Annotated in this window: 21 protein-coding genes and 3 pseudogenes; 9 read left to right on the top strand and 15 right to left on the bottom strand. The window is 44.5% G+C overall.

What is annotated here, in order from left to right; all coding sequences use genetic code 11:
- Positions 1-128: 128 nt before the first annotated feature.
- From HRE53_RS30690 to HRE53_RS30670, 4 genes are all read left to right on the top strand, one after another.
- Complete coding sequence (locus HRE53_RS30690; RefSeq protein WP_212661605.1) at positions 129-383, top strand: type II toxin-antitoxin system HicA family toxin; 255 nt, start codon at positions 129-131, stop codon at positions 381-383.
- Positions 380-721, top strand: coding sequence for a type II toxin-antitoxin system HicB family antitoxin (locus HRE53_RS30685; RefSeq protein ID WP_235112106.1), 342 nt, complete (start codon positions 380-382; stop codon positions 719-721). Before HRE53_RS30690 ends, HRE53_RS30685 begins: the two co-directional genes overlap by 4 nt.
- A gap of 245 nt (positions 722-966) precedes the next feature.
- Positions 967-1,551, top strand: coding sequence for a hypothetical protein (locus HRE53_RS30675; protein ID WP_212661608.1), 585 nt, complete (start codon positions 967-969; stop codon positions 1,549-1,551).
- Between the two features lie 112 nt (positions 1,552-1,663).
- Entirely contained in the window at positions 1,664-2,185 is a 522-nt protein-coding gene (locus tag HRE53_RS30670; RefSeq protein WP_212661609.1) for a DUF2059 domain-containing protein, read from the top strand.
- Between the two features lie 315 nt (positions 2,186-2,500).
- On the opposite strand, the gene rpaB is transcribed toward HRE53_RS30670, so the two are convergent.
- The 3 genes from rpaB to HRE53_RS30655 form a co-directional block, all read right to left on the bottom strand.
- Positions 2,501-3,268, bottom strand: coding sequence for a response regulator transcription factor RpaB (gene rpaB, locus HRE53_RS30665; RefSeq protein WP_212661610.1), 768 nt, complete (start codon positions 3,266-3,268; stop codon positions 2,501-2,503).
- Between the two features lie 224 nt (positions 3,269-3,492).
- Complete coding sequence (locus HRE53_RS30660; RefSeq protein ID WP_235112104.1) at positions 3,493-5,541, bottom strand: ribonuclease catalytic domain-containing protein; 2,049 nt, start codon at positions 5,539-5,541, stop codon at positions 3,493-3,495.
- Positions 5,525-5,794: a hypothetical protein gene (locus HRE53_RS30655; protein ID WP_235112102.1), complete on the bottom strand. Its 270-nt coding sequence runs from the start codon at positions 5,792-5,794 to the stop codon at positions 5,525-5,527. The genes HRE53_RS30660 and HRE53_RS30655 overlap by 17 nt, the downstream gene beginning before the upstream one ends.
- 480 nt (positions 5,795-6,274) lie before the next feature.
- Between HRE53_RS30655 and HRE53_RS30650 the strand changes: the two are divergent.
- A pseudogene (locus HRE53_RS30650) lies at positions 6,275-8,186 on the top strand (transglycosylase domain-containing protein).
- Between the two features lie 2 nt (positions 8,187-8,188).
- Here the strand turns inward: HRE53_RS30650 and HRE53_RS30645 are convergent.
- The 6 genes and pseudogenes from HRE53_RS30645 to HRE53_RS30620 all read right to left on the bottom strand — a co-directional run bounded on the left by HRE53_RS30645 (position 8,189) and on the right by HRE53_RS30620 (position 13,417).
- Positions 8,189-9,935 (bottom strand): annotated as a pseudogene (locus HRE53_RS30645) (Hsp70 family protein).
- Between the two features lie 27 nt (positions 9,936-9,962).
- The gene (locus HRE53_RS30640; RefSeq protein WP_212661613.1) at positions 9,963-10,547 is read right to left on the bottom strand and encodes a nucleotide exchange factor GrpE; all 585 of its coding nucleotides are present in this window, start codon (positions 10,545-10,547) and stop codon (positions 9,963-9,965) included.
- Between the two features lie 29 nt (positions 10,548-10,576).
- The gene (locus HRE53_RS30635) at positions 10,577-10,873 is read right to left on the bottom strand and encodes a DnaJ domain-containing protein (RefSeq protein ID WP_235112100.1); all 297 of its coding nucleotides are present in this window, start codon (positions 10,871-10,873) and stop codon (positions 10,577-10,579) included.
- A 23-nt stretch (positions 10,874-10,896) separates the two neighbouring features.
- Positions 10,897-11,193, bottom strand: a complete 297-nt coding sequence (locus HRE53_RS30630; protein ID WP_235111528.1) for a hypothetical protein — start codon at positions 11,191-11,193, stop codon at positions 10,897-10,899.
- Between the two features lie 178 nt (positions 11,194-11,371).
- Positions 11,372-11,887, bottom strand: a complete 516-nt coding sequence (locus HRE53_RS30625; protein ID WP_235112098.1) for a hypothetical protein — start codon at positions 11,885-11,887, stop codon at positions 11,372-11,374.
- A gap of 45 nt (positions 11,888-11,932) precedes the next feature.
- The gene (locus tag HRE53_RS30620) at positions 11,933-13,417 is read right to left on the bottom strand and encodes a tetratricopeptide repeat protein (protein WP_235112095.1); all 1,485 of its coding nucleotides are present in this window, start codon (positions 13,415-13,417) and stop codon (positions 11,933-11,935) included.
- A 249-nt stretch (positions 13,418-13,666) separates the two neighbouring features.
- Here HRE53_RS30620 and HRE53_RS30615 point away from each other — a divergent pair, with 249 nt between their 5' ends.
- Both HRE53_RS30615 and HRE53_RS30610 read left to right on the top strand, forming a co-directional pair.
- On the top strand, positions 13,667-14,584 hold the full coding sequence (locus HRE53_RS30615; protein WP_235112093.1) for a hypothetical protein: 918 nt from the start codon (positions 13,667-13,669) through the stop codon (positions 14,582-14,584).
- A gap of 172 nt (positions 14,585-14,756) precedes the next feature.
- A complete protein-coding gene (locus HRE53_RS30610; RefSeq protein ID WP_255801608.1) occupies positions 14,757-15,155 on the top strand; it encodes a CpXC domain-containing protein in 399 nt (132 codons plus the stop codon).
- 47 nt (positions 15,156-15,202) lie between these two features.
- Here the strand turns inward: HRE53_RS30610 and HRE53_RS30605 are convergent.
- The 3 genes and pseudogenes from HRE53_RS30605 to HRE53_RS30595 form a co-directional block, all read right to left on the bottom strand.
- Positions 15,203-15,991 (bottom strand): annotated as a pseudogene (locus tag HRE53_RS30605) (prohibitin family protein).
- Positions 15,992-16,108: 117 nt separating this feature from the next.
- A complete protein-coding gene (locus HRE53_RS35045; RefSeq protein ID WP_315876820.1) occupies positions 16,109-16,351 on the bottom strand; it encodes a hypothetical protein in 243 nt (80 codons plus the stop codon).
- 191 nt (positions 16,352-16,542) lie between these two features.
- Positions 16,543-16,755 (bottom strand): DUF2811 domain-containing protein, encoded by a 213-nt coding sequence (locus tag HRE53_RS30595; RefSeq protein ID WP_212661525.1) that lies wholly within the window; start codon positions 16,753-16,755, stop codon positions 16,543-16,545.
- A gap of 633 nt (positions 16,756-17,388) precedes the next feature.
- Here HRE53_RS30595 and HRE53_RS30590 point away from each other — a divergent pair.
- Positions 17,389-17,661: an RNA-binding protein gene (locus HRE53_RS30590; protein WP_212661526.1), complete on the top strand. Its 273-nt coding sequence runs from the start codon at positions 17,389-17,391 to the stop codon at positions 17,659-17,661.
- Positions 17,662-17,711: 50 nt separating this feature from the next.
- Here the strand turns inward: HRE53_RS30590 and HRE53_RS30585 are convergent, their stop codons facing one another.
- The gene (locus tag HRE53_RS30585) at positions 17,712-18,548 is read right to left on the bottom strand and encodes a hypothetical protein (RefSeq protein WP_235112091.1); all 837 of its coding nucleotides are present in this window, start codon (positions 18,546-18,548) and stop codon (positions 17,712-17,714) included.
- Positions 18,549-19,147: 599 nt separating this feature from the next.
- On the opposite strand from HRE53_RS30585, the gene HRE53_RS30580 reads away from it, so the two are divergent.
- The gene (locus tag HRE53_RS30580; RefSeq protein WP_235112089.1) at positions 19,148-19,876 is read left to right on the top strand and encodes a class I SAM-dependent methyltransferase; all 729 of its coding nucleotides are present in this window, start codon (positions 19,148-19,150) and stop codon (positions 19,874-19,876) included.
- A gap of 313 nt (positions 19,877-20,189) precedes the next feature.
- Here HRE53_RS30580 and HRE53_RS30575 read toward each other — a convergent pair whose 3' ends face one another.
- Positions 20,190-20,516, bottom strand: a complete 327-nt coding sequence (locus tag HRE53_RS30575; RefSeq protein WP_235112087.1) for a tetratricopeptide repeat protein — start codon at positions 20,514-20,516, stop codon at positions 20,190-20,192.
- On the bottom strand, positions 20,485-21,567 hold the full coding sequence (locus tag HRE53_RS30570; RefSeq protein ID WP_235112085.1) for a tetratricopeptide repeat protein: 1,083 nt from the start codon (positions 21,565-21,567) through the stop codon (positions 20,485-20,487). The genes HRE53_RS30575 and HRE53_RS30570 overlap by 32 nt, the downstream gene beginning before the upstream one ends.
- Positions 21,568-21,576 lie beyond the last annotated feature (9 nt).

Genomic DNA, 21,576 nt, shown 5'->3' with positions numbered 1-21,576 from the left:
TAAGAGAGGGTAGGTACGTTCAGGCTTTTGGGTTAGTGAACAATCCCTGAAATGAACACATTTGCAACTATTTCTAGTTGCAAATGTTGAGAAACCTTTAGATAATGAGAATAGCGCTGGTACTGAGCATGACCCGGAAAGAAAAGCTCATCAAACGTTTCCTCACACGCCCTAAAGACTTTACCTGGGATGAGTTGGTTGTTCTATTGTCCATCTTTCAATTTTCTGAAGTCTCCACCGGTAAAACTGGCGGGTCTAGGAGACGTTTCATTAATTCAGATGGCCTTGTCATCAGTCTTCATAAACCTCATCCGCGCAACCTATTGAAGAAATATCAAATTGAACAAGTCATCGACATTTTAGAGGAGGAAAGGCTGATATGAAAAATATGATCGAATATCAAGGTTATTTTGGATCTGTCCATTTCAGCAACGAAGATGAAGTGTTTTATGGCAAGGTTGAGTTCATCCGCAGCCTAATTAGCTATGAAGGGACTGATGTTCAATCACTCAAAGCAGCTTTTCAAGAAGCCATTGATGAGTATCTAACCGATTGTGCTGAAAACGCAATAGAGCCTGAGCACTCCTTCAAGGGGAGCTTCAATATCCGACCTGGAACTCAGCTCCATAGACAAGCTGCGATCGCAGCTCAGCAGCGGGGAATCAATCTCAATGCTCTTGTAACTGAAGCGCTAGAGAACTATCTACAGCCATCGAAGTAGCTCCCACCGATCACCCCCCAACACTTCGCCACCCGCTCCCGATCCAACCACACTCCGACCATTTCCTCAATCCACTCAATTGCTTCATTTAGCTGCAGCTCAACCACCTGTAAGATATTAAGCGTGTCTTCCAGCTCTGGACTTTTAAACGAAATTTTGATGAGCGACTTTTTTCCCTCAACTGTGATCCAGAATTGCCTAATACATTAGTCTACTATCAGAGCCTTTGAAACAATTGCACTCTCATGCCCATAACCTACACCAACCGGAAGCAGAAAACGTTTTATTTGCATCAGGGCAAGACTAAAACAGGTAAACCCAAATGCCACTTCTCAATGAAGGCTGAGGGAGTATTAGCCGAGGCCATCCCAGAAGGATTTGAAATCTATGAAAATCCTAATGCCCAAGTTTTCTTGAGGAAGATTCCGCCAAAGCTGATCACCGATCAGGAATTATGCCTTGTTAAGGATGGAATGGAGAAATATTCCCATGCAGATAAATACATAGTTGATGTTAAGAAAGAGGCTATAAGTATTTTTACTCCAACTCAGAATGTTTCTGCCCTTTCAGAGTTTCTCGTTCCAACAGCTCAGGCTCTAGGAAAAACTCAAGAGGACTTACAAAAACTCCTCCAACAGGTGCTGTCTTATTCCTGTGGTTTTAGGTTCATTTTGGTGGACAAACAGCAGCGACTCTTTCAAGCCCAGAGATATTGCTATCTAGGTTCCATTGACGATTGGATAGAGATTGGTTCCACCGACCAACTCGAAATTCTGGTAAAAAATTATGCAAAACATATTGACCAGGACTCCATGTATGAATTGCTATGAGAGTAAATTTATACTAAGAAAATATAATCTTTTCCGGGTGACTTTGCAGTAAGACAGGAATGATAGTAGTTTCACGGTAGCCTCTCAGATATACAATTCTGTTGGAGTTAAAATGTTCAAAGTTAAGTCATATGTTTCTAGGCTTCTGCTAATTTTTTCTCTCTTTATCACTGCATGTGAAACAAACTTACAGCGGGAAACCTCAAAGCAAGTTCGCTTAGAACCATTAGCAACTGGTGATTCTAAGACAAAATTGGTTAGAGACGTTGTTTTAGAAATAGGAATCGCTCAACAATATGACCTACATCTGAATAACACAACTGATGCACTAATCCCATCATCTTCGAGCAACAAGAAATGGAGGATATGGTTGCAAGAAATTGTGGAAAAAGAAGCTGGTTGGAGGAATATCGAAGACCAATACATTGCACATTTAGAAGCTAATTTCTCAGAAGCTGAGTTAAATAAATTATTGAATCTAGCCAAACAACCCGTTATGAAAAAATGGTTGCAGGCTAACATGAAAGCCTATTCAAATGTGGCTCCAACAAGGCAAAAATTGCTGGAAAAAGTGTGGTTTGACTACAATTCAGGAAAAATAACACCCCCGGATGGTGTGAAACCTGGATCTTGAAGAATTAATCCTAGGAAGATGACATTAGTATTCCATGATTATCTGATCACACCCTGACCCGAGCCACCCGCTCCCGAGCCAGGTACACTCCGATCATCTCCCCAATCCGCTCCATCGTCTTCGGCAACCTCAGTTCGATGACCTCCGGTCGGCCTTCGGCCATCACCTGCAAAATCGCAAAGTTCTTCTCAAGTTCGACGGCGCACTCCCAGCAGAAACCTGGTGTAGCAAACGGTTTCCTCACAAACGGCTTCCCCGCCCCCACCACCGTTATCCAGTATTGTCTTAGGCTATTCTGGGATGCCGTCAGATGTTCTAGCTGGCCTCATGTTCTACCAATCTGTGTAATTGATCGTATTTCAACGCATAGCCGACTCCACGAACCGTCTGAAAAAGCTCGGATTCCTCTAGATCTGCCTTGAGTTTTTTACGTAGACGAGACATATGAACATCAACAACCCGTGTGTCAACTATAGACTCTTTGCTATATCCCCATACCTTCTCTAACAGCTCTTGACGAGGAACTGCTTCTCCAGGGCGACTAGCCAATAGTTCCAATAAACTATATTCCACATAGGTGAGGGAGATCCGTTCTTCATCTAGGCACACTTGCCGCTTATTGGTATCAATATGTAGTGAACCCATCTCAATCACACCTGTAAGTCGATAATTAGAGGGTTTCAGCACATCCAGTCTGCGTAGAATACTCCGAACACGAGATTCTAATTCCTTGGGTGAAAAGGGCTTGACCATGTAATCATCAGCACCCATTTCCAAGCCTGTAATACGGTCTCTTACATCTGAGAGAGCGGTCAACATAATAATCGGAACTCTTGATATTTTGCGGACTGCTTGGCAGACACCATAACCATCCAGTTTGGGCATCATCACATCTAAGACAATCAAGTCGGGATTTTGATGCTCAAAAACCTCTAACGCTTCTATGCCATCAGCAGCGGTGAAGACTTGATAGCCCACCATCGTTAGTCGAGCCGATAAAATTCGTCGAATAGAAGCTTCATCGTCAACTATTAGAATGGAATGCTGATCATTACTCGGATTATTCATGGAGACAGACGTCATTAGTCATATTTCAATCCAGAGTAGCATTGTTGTTTAGACAATAATACTTGAAACACTTGATAGACAAGCTTTTTATAGTTAGTCAATTTGTGCGAGAGCATAACTCTTGCATCACCTACCCCTAATCCACCCCACTCTCACCTTCGCCTCTGCCTTGAATCACCCTATATAGATAGGAGGGAATCAATCTTCTTGGTTGGTCAAATTCTGAGGTTGGCTGAATTCTACTCCCGGAAACCACTCACCCCAATGCTGCGGTGCCAGCTCCCGCACTTGTTCCAGTACCTCTTTAGCAGCCAGACTCTTAGCCAATTTTTTTCTTCTTCGCTACCCCCGCTACCTTCAATTCGTTCACCCAGAATATACAACTCACACTTACAGATAAACCAATCATCTGAGCTGTCCATTTCGTACTCTGGATTCTCCCATCTCAATCTCTGGCAGACATCCATCAACATCCCAACAAAATTCTGACCACCACTGAGTGGTTTCACCAACGCAGCATGAATGGCTTTGGACAGCGATACCTTGCTAGAGGATGAAGATTTGGACGACAATTGAGGCTCTGGCACCGGAGGCTGTACCCGCTCTTTTGGATGGAATAAGCTGCTCCCAAGATAGGCTTCCAGCCATAATAAACAAGCCTGATGACGTGCATATTGCTTACGGGAATGGACTGCTGGATGAACCGTTGTGAGTGATTCTCCAGATTGTTTGACCTCTAACCAGACTGTGAATGGTGTGCTATCCCCCACCTCAATATATTCGAACTCTTCCCAATCCTTTTCCTGGCTTGAGGCAACGCTGATCACACTCGCTGCATCCTGAACATGATGAGTAAGATGCTGGATAACTTGCTGCTGTAATTCACTGTCACTTCCTTGAAACATCAACAAGTACAAGTCTTGAACTGTTAATTTCTCTGATTCCAAGCGACTGACTAACTCACTGTGGAGTCGCTCAAAATCCTGGTTCTCAGCAGCATACTTCACCAAACGAGTGAATTCTTTACTGGAAAGACGACCCAGCTCTTCAGGTGTCTGGAGTTGATCTTGGTAGACCTTCTGATGCACAGCCTTAAAGTACTCTGAGGTCTCTTTTTCATCCTCACGCCTGACTTGGGCAATATGCTGTCCCAATTGTTCAAGATCAGGCACGGTATAGGGTACCTCTTCCTGCTTGAGTACAGCTTTAACAATGCGATGGTTGATCAAGTCAGCCAGTCTCCGTATCGGACTGGTGAAGTGACAATAAGCAGGCAGGTTTAGGGCAAAGTGTCCGATTAACGCTGGACCATACTCAGCACGGTTCATCCAACTGTATAACCGTTGGCGAATAGCAGCGTTAGATCCTAACGTCAACAATGTCTGATTCATTGTTTCCCGATCTGGGGCAATTGCCCTGGCCGTGTGATTGCGATACAGGGCCGGGATATCTTGAGCTGCCAACCACTGGGCTACAGCCCGGTTCGCCAGGATCATAAATTCTTGAATCAGGATATGGCTACGATGGCGTTCACCCTGGACCAAGCTGCCCTCTTCTGTAAGCCACTGGCCTTGGGCTGTCTGGGTTGCACCAATCGCGCCAGAGGTCAGCCGATTCCGGTACAAATGCAATGCCCACTGATGGGCCATCTCTAAGGTCTTTTGAAAAGCAGGGTGTGCATCGGGCTGGGATGCTTCAGCGTAGGTAAATCGTTTCTGGCTCGTCAGCCAAGACTCAAAGATTTCCATATCCATAATCTGAGCCTTCGCATCGAGGGTGACCTGGATCGTCAGGGTGGGACGCTTTTGGCACTCTAGGAGACTCAGCTTATCTTCTGAGAGCGGCCTCGGCAGCATGGGAGCATTCCCCTTACTGAAATAGCGTGTGGTTGTGCGCTCAATTGCCACTTGATCCAAACTCGAATCAATCTCGATGAGTTCAGAGACGTCAGCAATATGGATAGAGAAAACAGCACCTGAATCAGTGGGTTCAATCCAGATGGCATCATCTAAGTCCCGCGAAGTTGGACCATCAATGGTGATGCCGTGGACTCGGGGACGTTGCCAGAGTTCATCAGAGAGGACAAGGCGCTTGGCTGCTGCAAATGCTTGAGGGGGGAAACGGTTATTGCTTTTGGGAGTCGCTTTGGTCTTTGCTGGTGGCTTATCCTCAGTCGGCGATTTAGATTGCTCATCTTGAACAGATACCTTAGCCTGTTCTATGGGCTGGTCCTGAGCTAGCGGTATAGGCTTCTTATCTTGAGGTACGGCTTCAGACTTTGACTCCAACGTTTTCAATGAAGGGGGGTTTGAGAGTTGTTCTTTCTTGGTGCAGCGCTTTCTGTTTGGCCTGCTTCTGGGATTTCCTAAGTGCTGACTTCCGCTGATCTATCTTGGATGCTTTGGTCTGGACCTGGCCTGAGTTGAGCTGGGATTCAAGCTTTGTAATAGCACTCTTGAGCAGCTTGGCGGCGGTGGGGTTGGTGCATTCTTGAAGCTGTTGGCGAAGTTGGGAGAGCTTTTCTGAAGTGGAAATAGGCATGAGAGCTTCACGGGGAGCGGACTTGCAGTCATTTTAATGTGGGAAAAGGGGATTTGGGCGGAATTTAGGTTCATTCTCAGGAGCAGTCTACTCTAAACCGGACTGACACACACCAAGAAGCTGGCGATTCTCGTTAGCCCCAAGAATGCGATCAGCATGGCCGTCAGGCAGATCAAAGATAGGCAACGATACACCTTGCTTGAGCGGCGCTTGGGTGGTGTTCCCAAAACTGACGAATCACTAGCTTCCACAATTTTTTAACGGGTCGTTAACACAGTCATCGATAATCTGGGTTGTTTAACTAGCTCATGAAATCCCCATATTGTTGCGTTATTTTGCAGAGATGATGGCTCTTTAAGATCGAGAGTGAAACTTTACTTTAGTATGGGCAGACTTTAGGTATAGAAAGCTTCTCAGTTATTTTTTAGCAGTAACCTCACACTCCAAATTTAGTGTGTCATGGTTGCCCTTTAATACACCATGTCATCTAGTGCCACTTCTCCTCGAGACTTCTCCTCTAGATCAACCTCCACCCTCTTTTTAAGGGGGATAGGCAATGCTACCTTGACCACCATATTGACCTTGACCCTCCTGGGAAGTGCTGGTTTAGCAGGAGGACTGATGGGGGTAGCGATTAGTTATCGCGATCTGCCTGATGTGACTTCATTAACCCGCTTTTCACCCAATGAAACAACTTACATCTATGACATCAACGGTAAGTTACTCACGGGCTTGCATGAGGAAGAGAATCGCCAGGTTGTCCCACTGGCTAAAATCTCTCCCCACTTGAAACTGTCCGTACTCGCCATCGAAGATAGCAACTTTTACCAACATGACGGCATTAATCCAGTCGGTATCCTGCGGGCAGCCATCACCAATTACCAGGCAGGTCAGACGGTACAAGGGGCATCAACCTTGAGTATGCAGCTGGCTAAAAATCTCTATCTGACCCCAGAAAGAGCCTTGAGTCGCAAGCTCGCAGAAGCAGTTCTAGCACTGAGAATCGAACAACTGCTCAGTAAAGATGAAATTTTAGAGCTATACCTCAATCAAGTGTATTGGGGACATAATACCTATGGCATAGAAACAGCCGCCCAGAGTTATTTCAATAAATCTGCTGAAGATCTGACCCTAGCTGAATCTGCCATGATGGCTGGGATTATCAAAGCACCAGAAGGGTATAGTCCCTTTGTAGATTTAGACCTTGCTAAAGAACAACAGGACATCGTTCTGGGGCGTTTGGAGGAACTGAAATGGATTACATCTGCTGAGGCTGAAGCAGCTCGGACAGAGAAAATCACTTTTAGGAGAAATTACCTCCTATCAACGGAGCCAAGCCCCTGATGTCACCAACACCGTCATTCAGGAATTGACTGAAAGATTTGGTCGAGAGGCACTCGTTAGAGGAGGATTCCGAGTTCAAACGACTCTTGATTGGAAGATGCAGGAAATTGCGGAGAAGACCGTTCGCAGGAATCATCAACACTATGCCTATGCTGCGGACCAGATGGCATTAGTCGCGGTCGATCCGAGAACGCACTTCATCAAGGCCATCGTTGGTGGAGTGGATAACAAAAAAAGTGAATTCAATCGGGCGACTCAGGCTTATCGACAACCCGGTTCTGCTTTCAAACCCTTTGTGTATTACACCGCCTTTGCGACGGGGAAGTACACCCCAGATTCAATGATTAACGACTCTCCCGTGAGCTTCAATGATGGTGGTATAGAGCGGTATAAACCTCAAAACTATGACCGCAGTTTTCAAGGCTCAATGTCCATTCGCCAAGCCTTATCTCAATCACGGAATGTACCCGCGATTGTCATGGGGCAAAAGGTGGGTATCAAGAACGTCATCGACGTGTGCCGAAAATTAGGGATTATGAGCCCGATTCCCAATGTAATTTCACTTCCCTTAGGGGCGGTAGATTTAACTCCAGTTGAGATGGCCTCAGCTTATGCCACCTTTGCCAATAACGGTTGGCAGTCCAAAACAACAGCCATTTTGCAAGTCACAGATCCTGCGGGCAAAGTGTTGATTGACAATACCCCACAACCCAAGCAGGTACTCAATCCTTGGGCTGCTGCCTCCGTCAATAGTACGTTGCAAACCGTCGTGCAATCCGGGACGGGGGTAGCGGCCCAGATTGGTCGCCCCGCAGCGGGGAAGACGGGGACCACTTCGTCCGAGCGGGATGTTTGGTTTGTGGGCTATGTGCCTCAACTATCTGTGGCCGTGTGGGCTGGTAATGACAATTACTCCCGGATTGGGTCTGGGGCAACGGGGGGAGGGTGGATGGCCCCTGTTTGGCGAGAGTTTATGAGTGAGGTATTGAAGGATACGCCTGTTCAGTATTTTGAGCCACCTTCCAAGTTTCCCAAGCCCAAGGGTTGAGATTATTCACCTACCTGATCGTACCTCTGTAGTTTCAGATCTAGAGCGGTGCGCACATCTAAAACTGATTCCGGGTCATCCTCAGGGGTGATCGCCTCGACTTGGTTAAGCATTTCCCGCAACGATTCCGCTTCATCACCCTCCATGGATTCTAAGAGTCGATGGGCGTGATCGATTAACTCCGTCTGAGTAGGCATGGAGTCATCAGCATCGATTTCAATGCCTGCACCTTGGGCGAACAATGATTCAATTTCAGCTCTAGATTGAGTGAGCTCATGACTAGACAGACGGCTCGTCCCTGCATCATCAACAATCAATGTACTCTGCTGACCCTTCCCTTTCTCCGTTGCCGTCACGGTCAAAATACCATTGTGGTCAAAATCAAAATGCACTTCAACTTGGACACCCCCTGCAGGTCGAGGCGGCAGCCCCTCCACCCGAAATGACCCAAGCGGGACATTCTCTCTTGCTACTGCATTCTCTCCTTGGAAAACCTCAATCTCCACCGTTTCCTGGCCATTTGAGAGGGTGGAATAGACTTCTGAACGGGAGATGGGAATGACACTGTTGCGAGCAATGATCCTGCTAAACATCCCTGGCATGGTGCCAAATGCGGTACTCATCGCTGCGGCAATACCCAAGGAATGGGGAATAACATCCACCAAAATAGCGTCGACGGAGGCACCCGATAGTACGCCCGCTTGAATGCCAGCCCCTAAGCTCACACATAAGTCGGGCTGGATACCGTCAATGGGAGCTTGTTCTAGATGGGCTGTAATCATCTTTTGGACTAACGGAATACGAGTAGAGCCTCCCACCAGAATCACCCGATCCAAATCTTGCTTGTCCAGCTTTGCATCCGCTAAAGCTCGGTCTATCGCCTCCAATGTTTCTTCAATCAGGGGTTGAATGAGGTCTTCAAAGGACTCCCGTGCTAATTCCACTTCCAGGTGCAGTGCGGTCTTCCCCTGGCTGACTAAATAGGGTTCACGCGCTGTCGCAAAGGCATGTTCACTCAAGTCAATCTTGACTTTTTCCGCAGCCCGGAGCAATCGGGCGTGGACGGTGGGATCTGCAGGAACCTCTGTGTCATGACTTTGCCGAAACTGCTCTGTGAGGTACAGCTGCAACCGTCGGTCAAAGTCATCCCCACCAAGACGATTGTTCCCATGGCTGGCCAAGACTTCGGTCACATCTCCGGTAATCTCGACGATTGAAACATCGAATGTGCCGCCGCCAAGGTCATAAACTAGCACCTGCTCTGTTTCCTCACTGCGAAAATCATAGGTTAAAGCAGCAGCCGTGGGTTCATTGAGCACTTGCAGTACTTCTAAGCCAGCAATTTCTCCAGCCTCCTTCGTGGCTTGTCGTTGAGCATCTGTAAAGAAGGCGGGCACGGTAATGACTGCTTGGGTAACTGCTTCACCAAAGGCATCTTCCGCTCGTTGCTTCAAGGTACGGAGGAGAATAGCAGAGATTTCTTGGGGTGAATAGGTTTTCTCTCCCAGTACCGTCTTATGATCCGTTCCCATCTGCCGTTTGATAGATTTCACGGTCTGTTCAGGAGCAGCTGCATATTGCCTAAGCGCTTCTCTGCCTATGAGGAGTTTGCCCTTTGTTGTGATTCCCACACATGACGGCAACAGGGTTTCCCCCATTCTCGTCTGGGATGGCCCAAGGTTGGCCATTATCAATGGCAGCCACAACCGAATTCGTCGTTCCTAGATCAATCCCGACTGCTGTACCCATATCGTCTATCCTTTGTAAGTTCTTGAACTATCGCTCGTCTGGATCTGAGGGTTTAGAAGCCACCATCACTTGAGCTTCACGCAAGATCCGATTCTGCCATAAGTACCCCTTAACCACTTCTTGAATAACGGTATTCTCTTCTACTTCTGCACTTTCTTGCCGACCTAGTGCATACATCTGTTCTGGATCAAAGGGTTGACCGTTCACTTCAATGGGTACGACCTGTCGCTGCTGGAGGATATCGAGCATTGAGCGGCGGATCAGTTCAACCCCTTCTTTCGCACTACCAATAATCTCATGGGTACCATCCGCCTCCTGGGAAAAGTCTAATTCTGATGGATCAGGGCCAACTGATGTAGGGGATTCTGTTCGCCAGAACATCAACCACTGCTGACATTTTTGGAAAAAAGAGGATGAGGAAGCAGCAGAGGATACTTGGGATTGAGAAAGAGGTGTTGCTAAGGTCTGCAAATGGTCCTGTTCCGCTTGATGCCAATGCTCACATGCATGATCTAAGGCATCTAAAATACCCAGCAAATCTTGCAGGAGACGTTCTTGGTCTCGTCGGTTTTTGGCAGTTTGGGTGGCTAGCTCTCGGGGGGATTGGGTCATGATGTTCTAGGGTCCATCTCCTGGTCACTTTAGAATGTTAGCCGCACTAATTCTGTTAAGGTCACTTGCGCTTGAGCGGTAGCTCGTGCTCGCAGCTGGGTGACGACTGGCGCATCCAACTCCTGCTGACACGGTTGGAGTTCAAAGAAATCTTGTTCAGGTTGCTGTTCTCCCTGGCGCAGGGCTTCATAGGCTGCCCGAATTGCTTTGAATTCTTGAGGATGTTTATGGGCGGGAAATTCCCGTAATTTGGCATGATAGGCGGACTTGATCTCAGTTGGGGTTGCCCCAACTGCCAAGCCTAAGAGGTCATAGTGGTCTTGCATCGTTGGTTATCCTCGCCAAGTTCTTAGAATTGAAATCCACGTTTTGTCTTTTTCGGCTTGCTCTTGGAGCGCGACCGACCAAAGGGTAAGCCTGCATTCAGGGGATCTGGCTCAAAGAAGTAATCATCATCTTCATCCCCAAAATCAGGGAGATCATCCATCATCCGATCTACTAATTCTGGCAACATCCTTTCCAAGAGTTCGGGTGGAATTTCTGAGCCAAACATTTGCTGCGCCATCTTACGCATCATATCTGTCAGGTCTATTTCGCCGGATTCACTGAAATTGGTCAAGTCGGGAAAGACGGCTTGGGCCATCATCCCTGACTGAAAAGCTTCTTCGGCACGATAGGCTTGCAGTGCCGGAGCATCTTGTAACCGTCGAGCCAGTTCAAACCCTTGCTTATGCCAGTTTTGGTAAGCTTGACTCTCAATGTCAAAGGTCGTCGCTTTCGCTAGGAGTAATTGAGGATTCTGGGCGTCTTGGCTGAGGGCCGTGTCAATCAGAGGACGGAGGACGTCTGTTTGGGTATAGTACCGAGCTTGCAGCTGGATACGGGCTAAGGCTGTTCCAGGTTGGGGGGGGGGACTGATTTAGATAGAGTTGAAGGGCCATATGTAAGCGTTCTGCAGCTAATCCTTTGACAACTAGGAGAACAAGATGAGCCTCTTGTACTTCTGGATACTGCTCGCCTAGGGCAAAGTGTTGCTGCAAATACTGGCTCTCCAAGGCAGCAATCCCTTTGAGTCGCTTGGCAAAGAGCTTAAGACTAAGAAAAATCGCTTGCAGGGGCTGAATCTGCTCTTGAGGGGATGATGTTTTTAACAAACGAGCCCATTTTGGGGTAGCGGATGATTGGACTAATGTGACCCGACCCGCAGCGTTGGGTTCGTCCTCAACGGATTCTACAAAAAATCTGGCAGGCTTGCAATGCGGGGTCTTTGACTGGCTTCTCTGGACATCACGAGCTGGGCAAAGACCCGATAATTTTGGGTGGACAGGGCTTCTTGCCACCAGGGAATGCCTAGCTCTGGCTCGATCTCTAGATCCCCAAAGGGTTTACCAAACTGTTGACGGGCTTCGCGAATGGCTTGGGTCTTCTCCTTGTTCTTCGAGGGATTCAATCAGGGCAAAATAGACATCGCCATAGGTACATCCCTCACTTAAGGCTTCCGTTAGCAAAGGAATAGCTTGGTCGAGTTGATTCTTCGCAAATGCCATTAAGCCTTGGCGACCCATGACCTCTGCAGATGTGGGAGACATCTGTTCAGCTTGTTTCAGCGTTCGTATCCCCTGTTTGGAATTCCCCATCTCCATCCATAAATCCGTCTGCCAGCAATAAAGTTTCGCCAGTATGGGTTGAGTACGAGTTTCGGGCCAAGCTTGGGAGTCTGCTCGGGCAGTGGTCTTAACCCAATCTAAGAGGCGACTGAGTAGATGCTGACGTTGAGGGAAGCGTTCAGTCTCTTGATAGACCAGATGGAGCTTTAGGGCTAATTTGGGGTCAAAGGGGTCTGATTCAATCAGGTCTTCCCAAAAGGTGATCGTACATTGGGGTTGACGATTCTGGAGGGCTTGTTCCCCTGCTAGCAGCAATAGTGGTCGTCTAAGAATATCGACATCAGGATAGTCTAAGCAGGGTTGTGGCAATCGCTGAATTAGATGGGCAGCTTCATGGTAGTCAGATTGGTCAATCAGATAGAGGGCTTCAAGGACAATGGCTAAGGACCGATCCGAATGAAGGTTACCATCTCGCTCAATTAAAGGGAGAAGGGATTGTTGTTGATCTAACGCTTGCCTGATGGCAAGTCGTTCAAGGGCGGGGTGCTGAGGAGTTATACCTGAATTGAATCGTAGGGCACTGAAGGGAGAATACGGCTTCAGTCCTAAGATACTCTCTGAGATTTCCCAGTGACCTAACTGCTGCTGGGTGTAGGCAATCCAAACGGACTGATTATCTCCCGGAGTTACGGCTCTGCGATCCATTTTCTTGAAAGACGTGATCGCTTTTTGAGGATCTTCAGCAGCTAAGGCTAACACCCCTCTGGCCCAATGCAATTGAGCAGCATAGAACCGTTTGGATTGATGGGTGATCAGGTCTTGAATTGCTTCAATATCCTCATTGAGGAATAAGAGTTTCAAATAGCACCCTGCATAGTTTTTAGGTAATACTTTCTCCTCAAAGGCTTTCTGAATAAGGGCTAATGCAGCCTCTATCTGATCTGAGGCTAAAAGGCATTTGGCTAGCCAATAATGTCCCTCACCAGCATGACCAAGAGTGAGTGCCTTCCGCAAAGAAACTTCAGCTTGAGAATAGTCGCCTTGGTCATATTCCTGCTGACCCTGCAGCAGCCATAGTTGGGATTCTGACTGACTAATCTGTGCTTCGGGATAGGAACGGTGAATTTGCTTCAGCTTGTCTAAGGCTTGGCGATAGTTTTGACGTTGAACTTGCGTTTGCAGCTGCCTCTCTAGCTTCTCAAATTTGGAAGATGGGCTCGTTGACGCTGACCTTTGACGTTGCTTGGTTTTTCGTTTGGCCACAATCCTGCTCTCAGTTCAACAATGAAACCCCCCAACCAACTTCTATCAGGATAATTGTGAACTCAATACAGTAGATACTTATTGGCCTTTTCTTAATATTGGATATCAAAGCGGTCCGAGAGGGTCAAAACGCTCCAAAAATCGCCAAGATAGTCCCATTAATGATTAGATCAAGTGAATCATACTCTGGGAATGCTAACTCATAGCATTCTTACACTTTGCTGAAACTATATTGATCTCCGACAACCTATGGCCACTGACAACAAATATTCTGAAGTACTTCTTGAGTTAAAGACCCACTACCAACAAACACTGGCTGAACTTGAAGCTCAAACAAATCAACTCAAGACCAAAATCACGTCTCTAGATACGTTGATTGAAGATCCATTGTTAGGCTCAGATATCCTTTCAATCCTGCAGGGTGAAGCAGATTCAATACCACCAGAAGCTCCAGCCTCAAAAGTGGCTGATACTGTAAAATCTGAAGCTGCAACTAAACCCAAGAATACTGCTCCAAAAGCTGCTTCAAAGAAAAAGTCTGCAACTCCTAAGAAGCCAGCTTCAACTGCAAAGACAAAGGGAACCGTAGAATCTAAAGCTGAAGCTACCCCAAAGAAAGTTGCCCCAAAAGCTTCTCCCTCATCCGGGAAGAGAAAATCTCCAACATCCAAAAGATCAGCCTCAGCTCCAAAAGATACTAAAAAGGTAGAGCCCAAAGCTGAAGCTAATGCCAAGACAGCTGCTCCAAAAGCTTCACGCTCGTCTTCACAGAAACAGTCTTCGGCCTCCAAGAAAGCTGCATCCCAGACAGAGGCTAAAAAGAAGAATCAGAAAAAACCGAGCCAGTCTTCATCTAGTCCTCTGAAGATGAACAAACCTTATGACCAGATGAACAAGACTAAAGCCATTGCTCAGATCCTGCAGGAGAATCCTGGTAAAGTCATGCATACCGATGACTTGAGCTTGATATTGTTTGGTAAGTTGACCCCAGAGCAACATCAAGCTGAGCGGGCAAGGATGAAAACCACTATGTATCGAGGTGTTGATCAGAATCGTTGGAACAAAGTACCTAAAAAGAAAATGTGCTATGTCTACGATCCCAGTACAAATGTTGGCCCTACGAACTCAAATACAACCAAGGGTCAGAAGTCTCGCAAGAAGACCTGATCGTAGATAGGCAAACTCAGCTATCGTACCCTGGTCCAGTGAAACCAGGGTACGATAATTTTTCTATTGTTATACTCGTTTACCCTATTACCTCAGTTAACCTCAAACTACCGGGTACTGACATAAACACATCTGTTTATGGTTAATATACTCACTATTTGAGGAGAGTTTGGTGGACTACTCTTATTCCAGACCTACTGAAGTACATTGTCCTCATTGCAACCAGATGGTGACAGTTGATGTCTGGTTGATTTTGGACCAGGGTTCTCAACCAGACTCGATCCAGAGCATAATTGAGGGCAGTTTTCAGACACATCCTTGTCCCAATTGCTCTAAATCCATACAGAAAGTCGATCAACCCATTTTGATTTATCAATCAAAGCTACACCCGTCCTTGTTATTTGCTCCAGCTTTGAAAACCACCCTAAAAGAAGATCAGACTCACACCCTTCAACAACTTGTCCAACATTTGATGGATACTCTGGATACTAGTGATGATGACTGGATTATGGAAGGCTTAAAGCGAGTTCGCTGGAAGCAACTTCCGATAATATTGAGCAAGGCTACTTGACAATATTAAATTTTTTCCCGCTGAGATTGAGTAGTGACAATCCTCATTTACTTTGTATTCAAAAGAAAGGGAATACTAGATTGATCTTTTCCTCCACTAACTAACACTCTTGGCATTTGGGACCCTCCCTCTCTCCAAGCTTGAATGGCTTCTTTTTGCAACACCAACTCACCACCTTGAGCTTTAAGGTTTCAGCGAGTAGTCTTTGTGCTTCTGCTTTCCCCTTAGCTCGGTTAATTTCTGCCTGCGCTTCCTGTTCTGCTTCTTGAGCGATATAAACCGCCTTTTTTGCTCGTTGTTCAGCGATTTGCTTATCTTCGACAGATTTGGCAAATTCAGGTGAGAAATCTAAATCAACCACGCTGGTATCTAGAACTATGATGCCGTATTTACCTAGCCGTTCACCTAACACATCATCAAAGTCTTGTTTCAGCTCCGTTCTCTGGGTAATCGCTTCTTCAACGGTTTTCCTTGATGCAGCAATTTTGAAGGATTCCTGGGTTTGGGGGGCGATGATTTTGGTTACAATATTTTCTAAAGTGCCTTGCTTTCTACGAATTTCCACCACTTGAATCGGATCAAGCCGAAAATTGATCGCGAAACGGGCATTCAAATCTTGCAGGTCTTTGGTTGAACTTTGTGCTGGTACTTCAAACTTCTGCACCGTCAGGTCATAGATATCTACAGTGGATATTAACGGAGGCTTGAAGTGAATCCCTTCCAAAAATCCGATATCCCTTGCTTTCCCTAAGATACTGACAACTCCAGCTTGACCGGGATTGATCACAAAAAAAACTACTCAACCCAATAACCAGAGTGACTAATGCCACACTAATAAGCGGTACTAAATTACTGCTGGACAGATTTTGTTTATTCAAGGTTAAGTGCTTATGAAGATGGGCAACTGCATCGCCTTAAGTATAGCTATCCTTCAACAGCTCAAGATCGACCCACTATCGTATGGCTCTTAATTTTGACTTCCGATTGCTCTCCAACACCCCTACCGCAGCCTCCACCTTCACCTGTTTCTTAGACAAACCCTCACCAACTCCCTCCAGTCCCATCGCCCGCACTGCACATCGAAATCCTTCCGGTATCACCTCAAACTCATATCTGGGCATAGAGATTTGCTGACGCTGGCATAACTCCTGCAATGCCCCAATCGGATTCTCCACCACACCACCAGCCAAGCTCACGGGTTCCTCCTGGCCTGGGTACAAGACCCTCACCTATTGCTTAGCTCTACGGATGGCTCGGCTCCTGGCACGATCTAGGAGCTTGATCAGGGCGTCTTCAGGGTCATCGTTGGGATATGTGTAGGCGAGGAATCCAAGGTGATCCTGGGTTAGGCAGATGGACAGACTGAGGGTTAGCTAGGGGGTAGGCATTAACAAGCAGTTGGCAAATCTTTCTTAAACAGACTATCTAAGTAAATACGAGCTGTTCTGCGGTCTGATTGCCCGTACTGCATCAGAAATAGCGATAGTGCCGCAGAAAAAACCCGATCTTGATCCCAGTCAGGATGGGTGTCTAGATAACCTTTCAAGGCATCATGAAGCTCTTCAGGGATATCGGCCAGAATACTTATTGTTGTGGACATAAATTCGGTCATCCTTGAACAACAGTGAGGTCGGTAGTGATGGTCTAAAAACCAAAAAATTAAGCACGCAAATAGATGCCCTCTTTTATCAAACAAGTCAGTGTCGAAGAACGTTCTTCGGCCCTATAGCTTGCTCAATATTGAGCGCACGCACTTAAGCCTGGGAACACCATCTTGCGATCAACATGCGTGAATGTCAAATTCATTTTGAGGAAATTGAATTGAACTCTAACCTATACACACTAATGGATTAGACTGATTCAAACTTATATGATTTTCCACAGAAAAAGCCAAAAACCTTATCCTGCCGTTGGAACTTGTGGAAAACAGCCTGTAGACTGTGGAGAACTTTAGATATATTGTGGCTAACCTGTGGAGAACTCACAATGCTTTTCTCAATAAAGCAATCTAATTGAGTTACTCACAAATAGTCATTCATCATAAACCAGAGTCTCTGTAAAGATTTCTGCTTCAACCAACATCTAATATGGGGATCGGTTAGCATATTCACTGAGATAGTTAGTATCGGGTTCCCGTTAGTTTTCAGAATTGCTTGATTTTTTCCAGTTCAATTTTCAAGGCCACGCACCGAAATCTATATCTCTACACATTATTGATTTTGGGAATTAATTCATGTCTATTTACGTTGGTAACCTTTCCTATGACGTTACGGAGAAAGACCTAGGCTCAGTTTTTGCTGAATATGGAACCGTAAAAAGTGCCAAGCTTCCGACTGACCGCGAAACAGGGCGGATTAGAGGATTTGGTTTTGTCGAGATGGGTGATGATACCGAAGAAGCTAAAGCCATCGATGAACTAGAGGGGGCTGAATGGATGGGACGTACCCTGAAAGTGAATAAGGCAAAGCCCCGTGAAAATAGAGGTGGTGGTGGTAATCGCTGGTAGAGCTAATTTGAATTAATGGAATCTGATGTCATAGCTCAATCGCTTTAGGGCTATGAGATTACCTGATCAGATTTCTCCGCTTCACTCATAACAGCTTCCACACCCACCACCGTGACCGTGACTCCTTTTCGCTGACACTCAAAACGATAGAGTTTTCTATCCTCCAACTTCTCCAAGCACTCCTCACTGATCAGAGGTGAGTGCTGAAGAATCCTCCTATTGTTATCCACCTTCTGATCACGCTGGACCAAGACTCTTTGCTTGTGTGCATTCCACACTCCGATCAACACCCAAGCTTCAGGCTTCTCAGGGGTTACCTCAATCGCCCCTGCGAATTGTGTGAAGAGTATTTGACCATCAATAATCTGGGGATAACATTTGACCATCAAGGGTCTATCCAAGGCGGCTTTAGTAAATTTTGCGAATCGATGCTTTACTCTCAAGGGAATCTGATGACCGTCAAGCTCTAGAAAGTAATTGGGTCGTTCCTTCTCCCCCTCAACCTCCTGAGCCCGGATGATTCCCGGAAGTCGGCACCAGGCCCGATGGGTGCCATTGCCAGAGAGCAGAGGCTGTCTCTTATTTCGCTGCTTTCGCTGCTTAGATTTTGCCTGGGGAGTTGTTGTGGCCTGCTGTTGTTGGGGTGTTGTTTTGGGGTTTCCCTTGGCTTGATCTTGGTCGGTAGGTTGACGCTTAGTATTAGCCTGAGAGGCTTTTGGTATTTCTTTTGATGGTGCTTTGGCAGAACCTGTTGTGAGTTGTTCTATCTGGAGCTGAGATTCGAGTTTCGCAATCGTTCGTTTTAGGAGAAGGGCAGCAGTTTCGTTGTTGCACTGCTCAAGCTGAACTTTGAGTTGGTTGAGCTTGTCGATAGTTGCAGAGGGCATAGGAAACCTCACTAGGGACAGACTTGCAGCTATTCTAGGGTATGAAGTGAGGCTTTGGGTGAAATTTAGGTTTCTTGCCAGGAAACGTCATACAACCCATGCCCATACTTAAGATCATAGACATTATGAATAGTTGAGCTTTCCAAGGAATACTCCTAGAAAAATCCCTGCGATATACTCAGGAAAGACGTGCGATCTCGGAATTTTTCGTTGAGATGGTTACTTTACTGAAAAGCAATCAACATAATAGCTTCAAAAAAATCTTATGCTAGAGTGATGAGAGAAATCAAATATCGATAAAAAATTATTTAAATTAAAAAAGCTAAGCTTAAAAAATAGGTGAAATTTGATTTCTAATAGCTATCTCTAAATCTAAAAAATTTTAGTTTTTAATAAATAATATAATGAATTACTTATATTTTTTTATCCTCCATGATTTCACAGCTAATTAGCATATTAAATATAGAATATCAATATCTCTAGTACTTATTATATAAGTAAAATAATTTACTTAATACATATATCAATTGAATCTATTCTGAAATAGAATTAGATATAAGATCTTATTAAAAAATAATTTTATTAAGTCAATAACACTTATGCCTTACACTGAATCATATGAAAGAGAGATATTAAGAGGAATTAGTGAAGATCGTCCATGGAATTTATTTAGTGAGATTAAGAAGGTACTGAAATCTCCCCACAAACTATTAGATATTGGTTGTGGAACTGCAACTAAGTTAATTCAGTTAGCTTCAATTACTAACTACCAAGAGATAATAGGGATCGAACCAAACGAAAGAATGCGCTTCAAGGCTAAAGAGAACGTTAAGCTCTCAAATTTAGATAATATTTCTATCGTTAATGGATCAGCAGAGAATCTTCCTTTTGATGATCATATATTTGATGTCGTTACTGCAATGGTTGCTCCTCACAATACAAGTGAAGTTCATAGAGTGCTTAAGCCAGGTGGTCATGCAATCATCGAAAAAATCGGGGATAGAGATAAATGGAACTTAAAAGTTTTATTTGGTCAAGATAGTAAAGGTTTAAGAGGACAATTTTGCAATTATGATGAAGGTAAACGAGAGATTGAATTTAGAGAAGAGTTTTCTCACTTATTCACAAAAACCTCGACAAAGAATGGGTTTTGGAAAACATACTACTCTTTTGAAGGTCTTATTTTACTATTAGAGCAGACTCCTACAATACGAGCTTTTGATCGAAAAAAAGATCTTCATATACTAGATAAAATAGCAAATCACCATATGACTGATCAGGGGTTTGCAACAACTCAGAATCGAATACTTGTAACAGCCAGAAAATAATAGACCTCTTGCATAATTCATCTACCGATATGGTAGATGACTAAAAATTCATGTCAGATTGCGGCATAAATTGAGTGATTAACACATCATGAAACAAATATTGCAAGAGGTCTAATATGAACTTGAAGTATTAAAATATCATTTAGATCAGCTCATTAACAATGCTTGAACTTCACTTACTTCAGGATCTGCAACATGCATTTCATTAAACATTTCCAAGCTTTGTTTCCAATTAGATTTAGCTGAGAACTTATCCCCTGAAAGATTAGCAAGCTCACCTAATCGAACTAAGTTAAAAGCTTTATGAAGCTTATCATCTAGATTTTTTAGCAATAGTAAGACTTTCTAAATAGTATTGCTTTGATAATTCATAGTTTTCCTGAAGCTGATTAAGCCGTCCCAACCTATAAAGGCTAATAGCTTTACCCCGTTGATCTCCAAGTTCTTGTCTCAGTTGCAGACTTTTATGGTGGAACTTATCAGCCTCATCATAATTATTGTTATCTACAGCTATCTCACCAAGTTCACGAAATACATATGCTAGGCCACGTTTATCTCCAAATTTTTCAAATTCAGAACAACTTATTCTAAGAAACCTTATAGCTTTTTTATCTTTTTTGTATACGAGCAATAATCCCAAGTTCTAAATAATTATACGATATACCTACCATGGCACCAAGATATTTATGAATTGCTAAACTATCTTCTAAAAGCTGTATAGCCTGTTTATAATTTCCTAATATACGTTCTATTAGCCCCAAATCATGAAGGCTCTGTGCTTCTCCTTTCTTATTACCTAATTCTCTATTTAAATCAAGACTTTTTTGATGTAGTTTACGAGCTTGATAATAATTACGCCGCACTCGTGTAAGTTCACCTAATTCACGAAATACACTTGCTAATTGTAATTTTTGACCTGACTGTTCAAAAAAGCTCTCACAAGCTTTGTATTGTTCTTGAGCTTGATCATAATCAGCTTGTTCCCTAGCAAGTTCACTCAACTTTAAGCGAATTACAAACTCAGTCTGAGTATCACCTAACTGCTGACAAGCAAAAACTGTATTTCTTAGAATTTTACTACCATCATGCCAATAACCTTTGAACAGAAGAAAGTCTACAATGACTTTACCAAACTCTATAACTTCCTTAAAGAGAGAATTCTTGAATGTCCAAGATATTATCTCAATAATATTTCCATAATTTTCATTGATACTATCATACGTTAGCTTGTCAGATTGAAGAGACGTAAGATAATAAGCAGCCAAATTATGATGTAAAGTATTTACTTCATTAGGCTCCACTTCAAATAGCTTCTCAGTTGCAAATTCTTTAACTAGTGGATGTAGTTGATACTGTTTGGATTTATTAATATATACTAGCGATACTGCAATTAGACTTCCCATCTCCATTTGCAATTTAATCGGTTGTTTCTCAAGTATGGCAGACAGTGCATTAATGTCAATATTTGAACCTCCAAAAATTGAAATCGTAGATAATAGTTTCCTCAATGTCTCATTTAAGAAATTCCATGTAATATTGAATGAAGATCTTAATGATCGAGAACGCCATTCAAAAACATCCAATTTTTTTTGCTCATTTTTAAAATGCGATATATAATCACTTAAACGACAAGAAGAAAATTTAATTAAGCTTCCTGAAATATTGATAGCTAGTGGTAAGTTTCCACACATTTTAGTGAT

This window comes from Acaryochloris sp. 'Moss Beach' (assembly GCF_021497025.1).
Lineage (GTDB): Bacteria > Cyanobacteriota > Cyanobacteriia > Thermosynechococcales > Thermosynechococcaceae > Acaryochloris > Acaryochloris marina_A.
The sequence above is the reverse complement of the archived record's forward strand: the minus strand, read 5'-3'. Positions and strand labels throughout refer to the sequence as shown.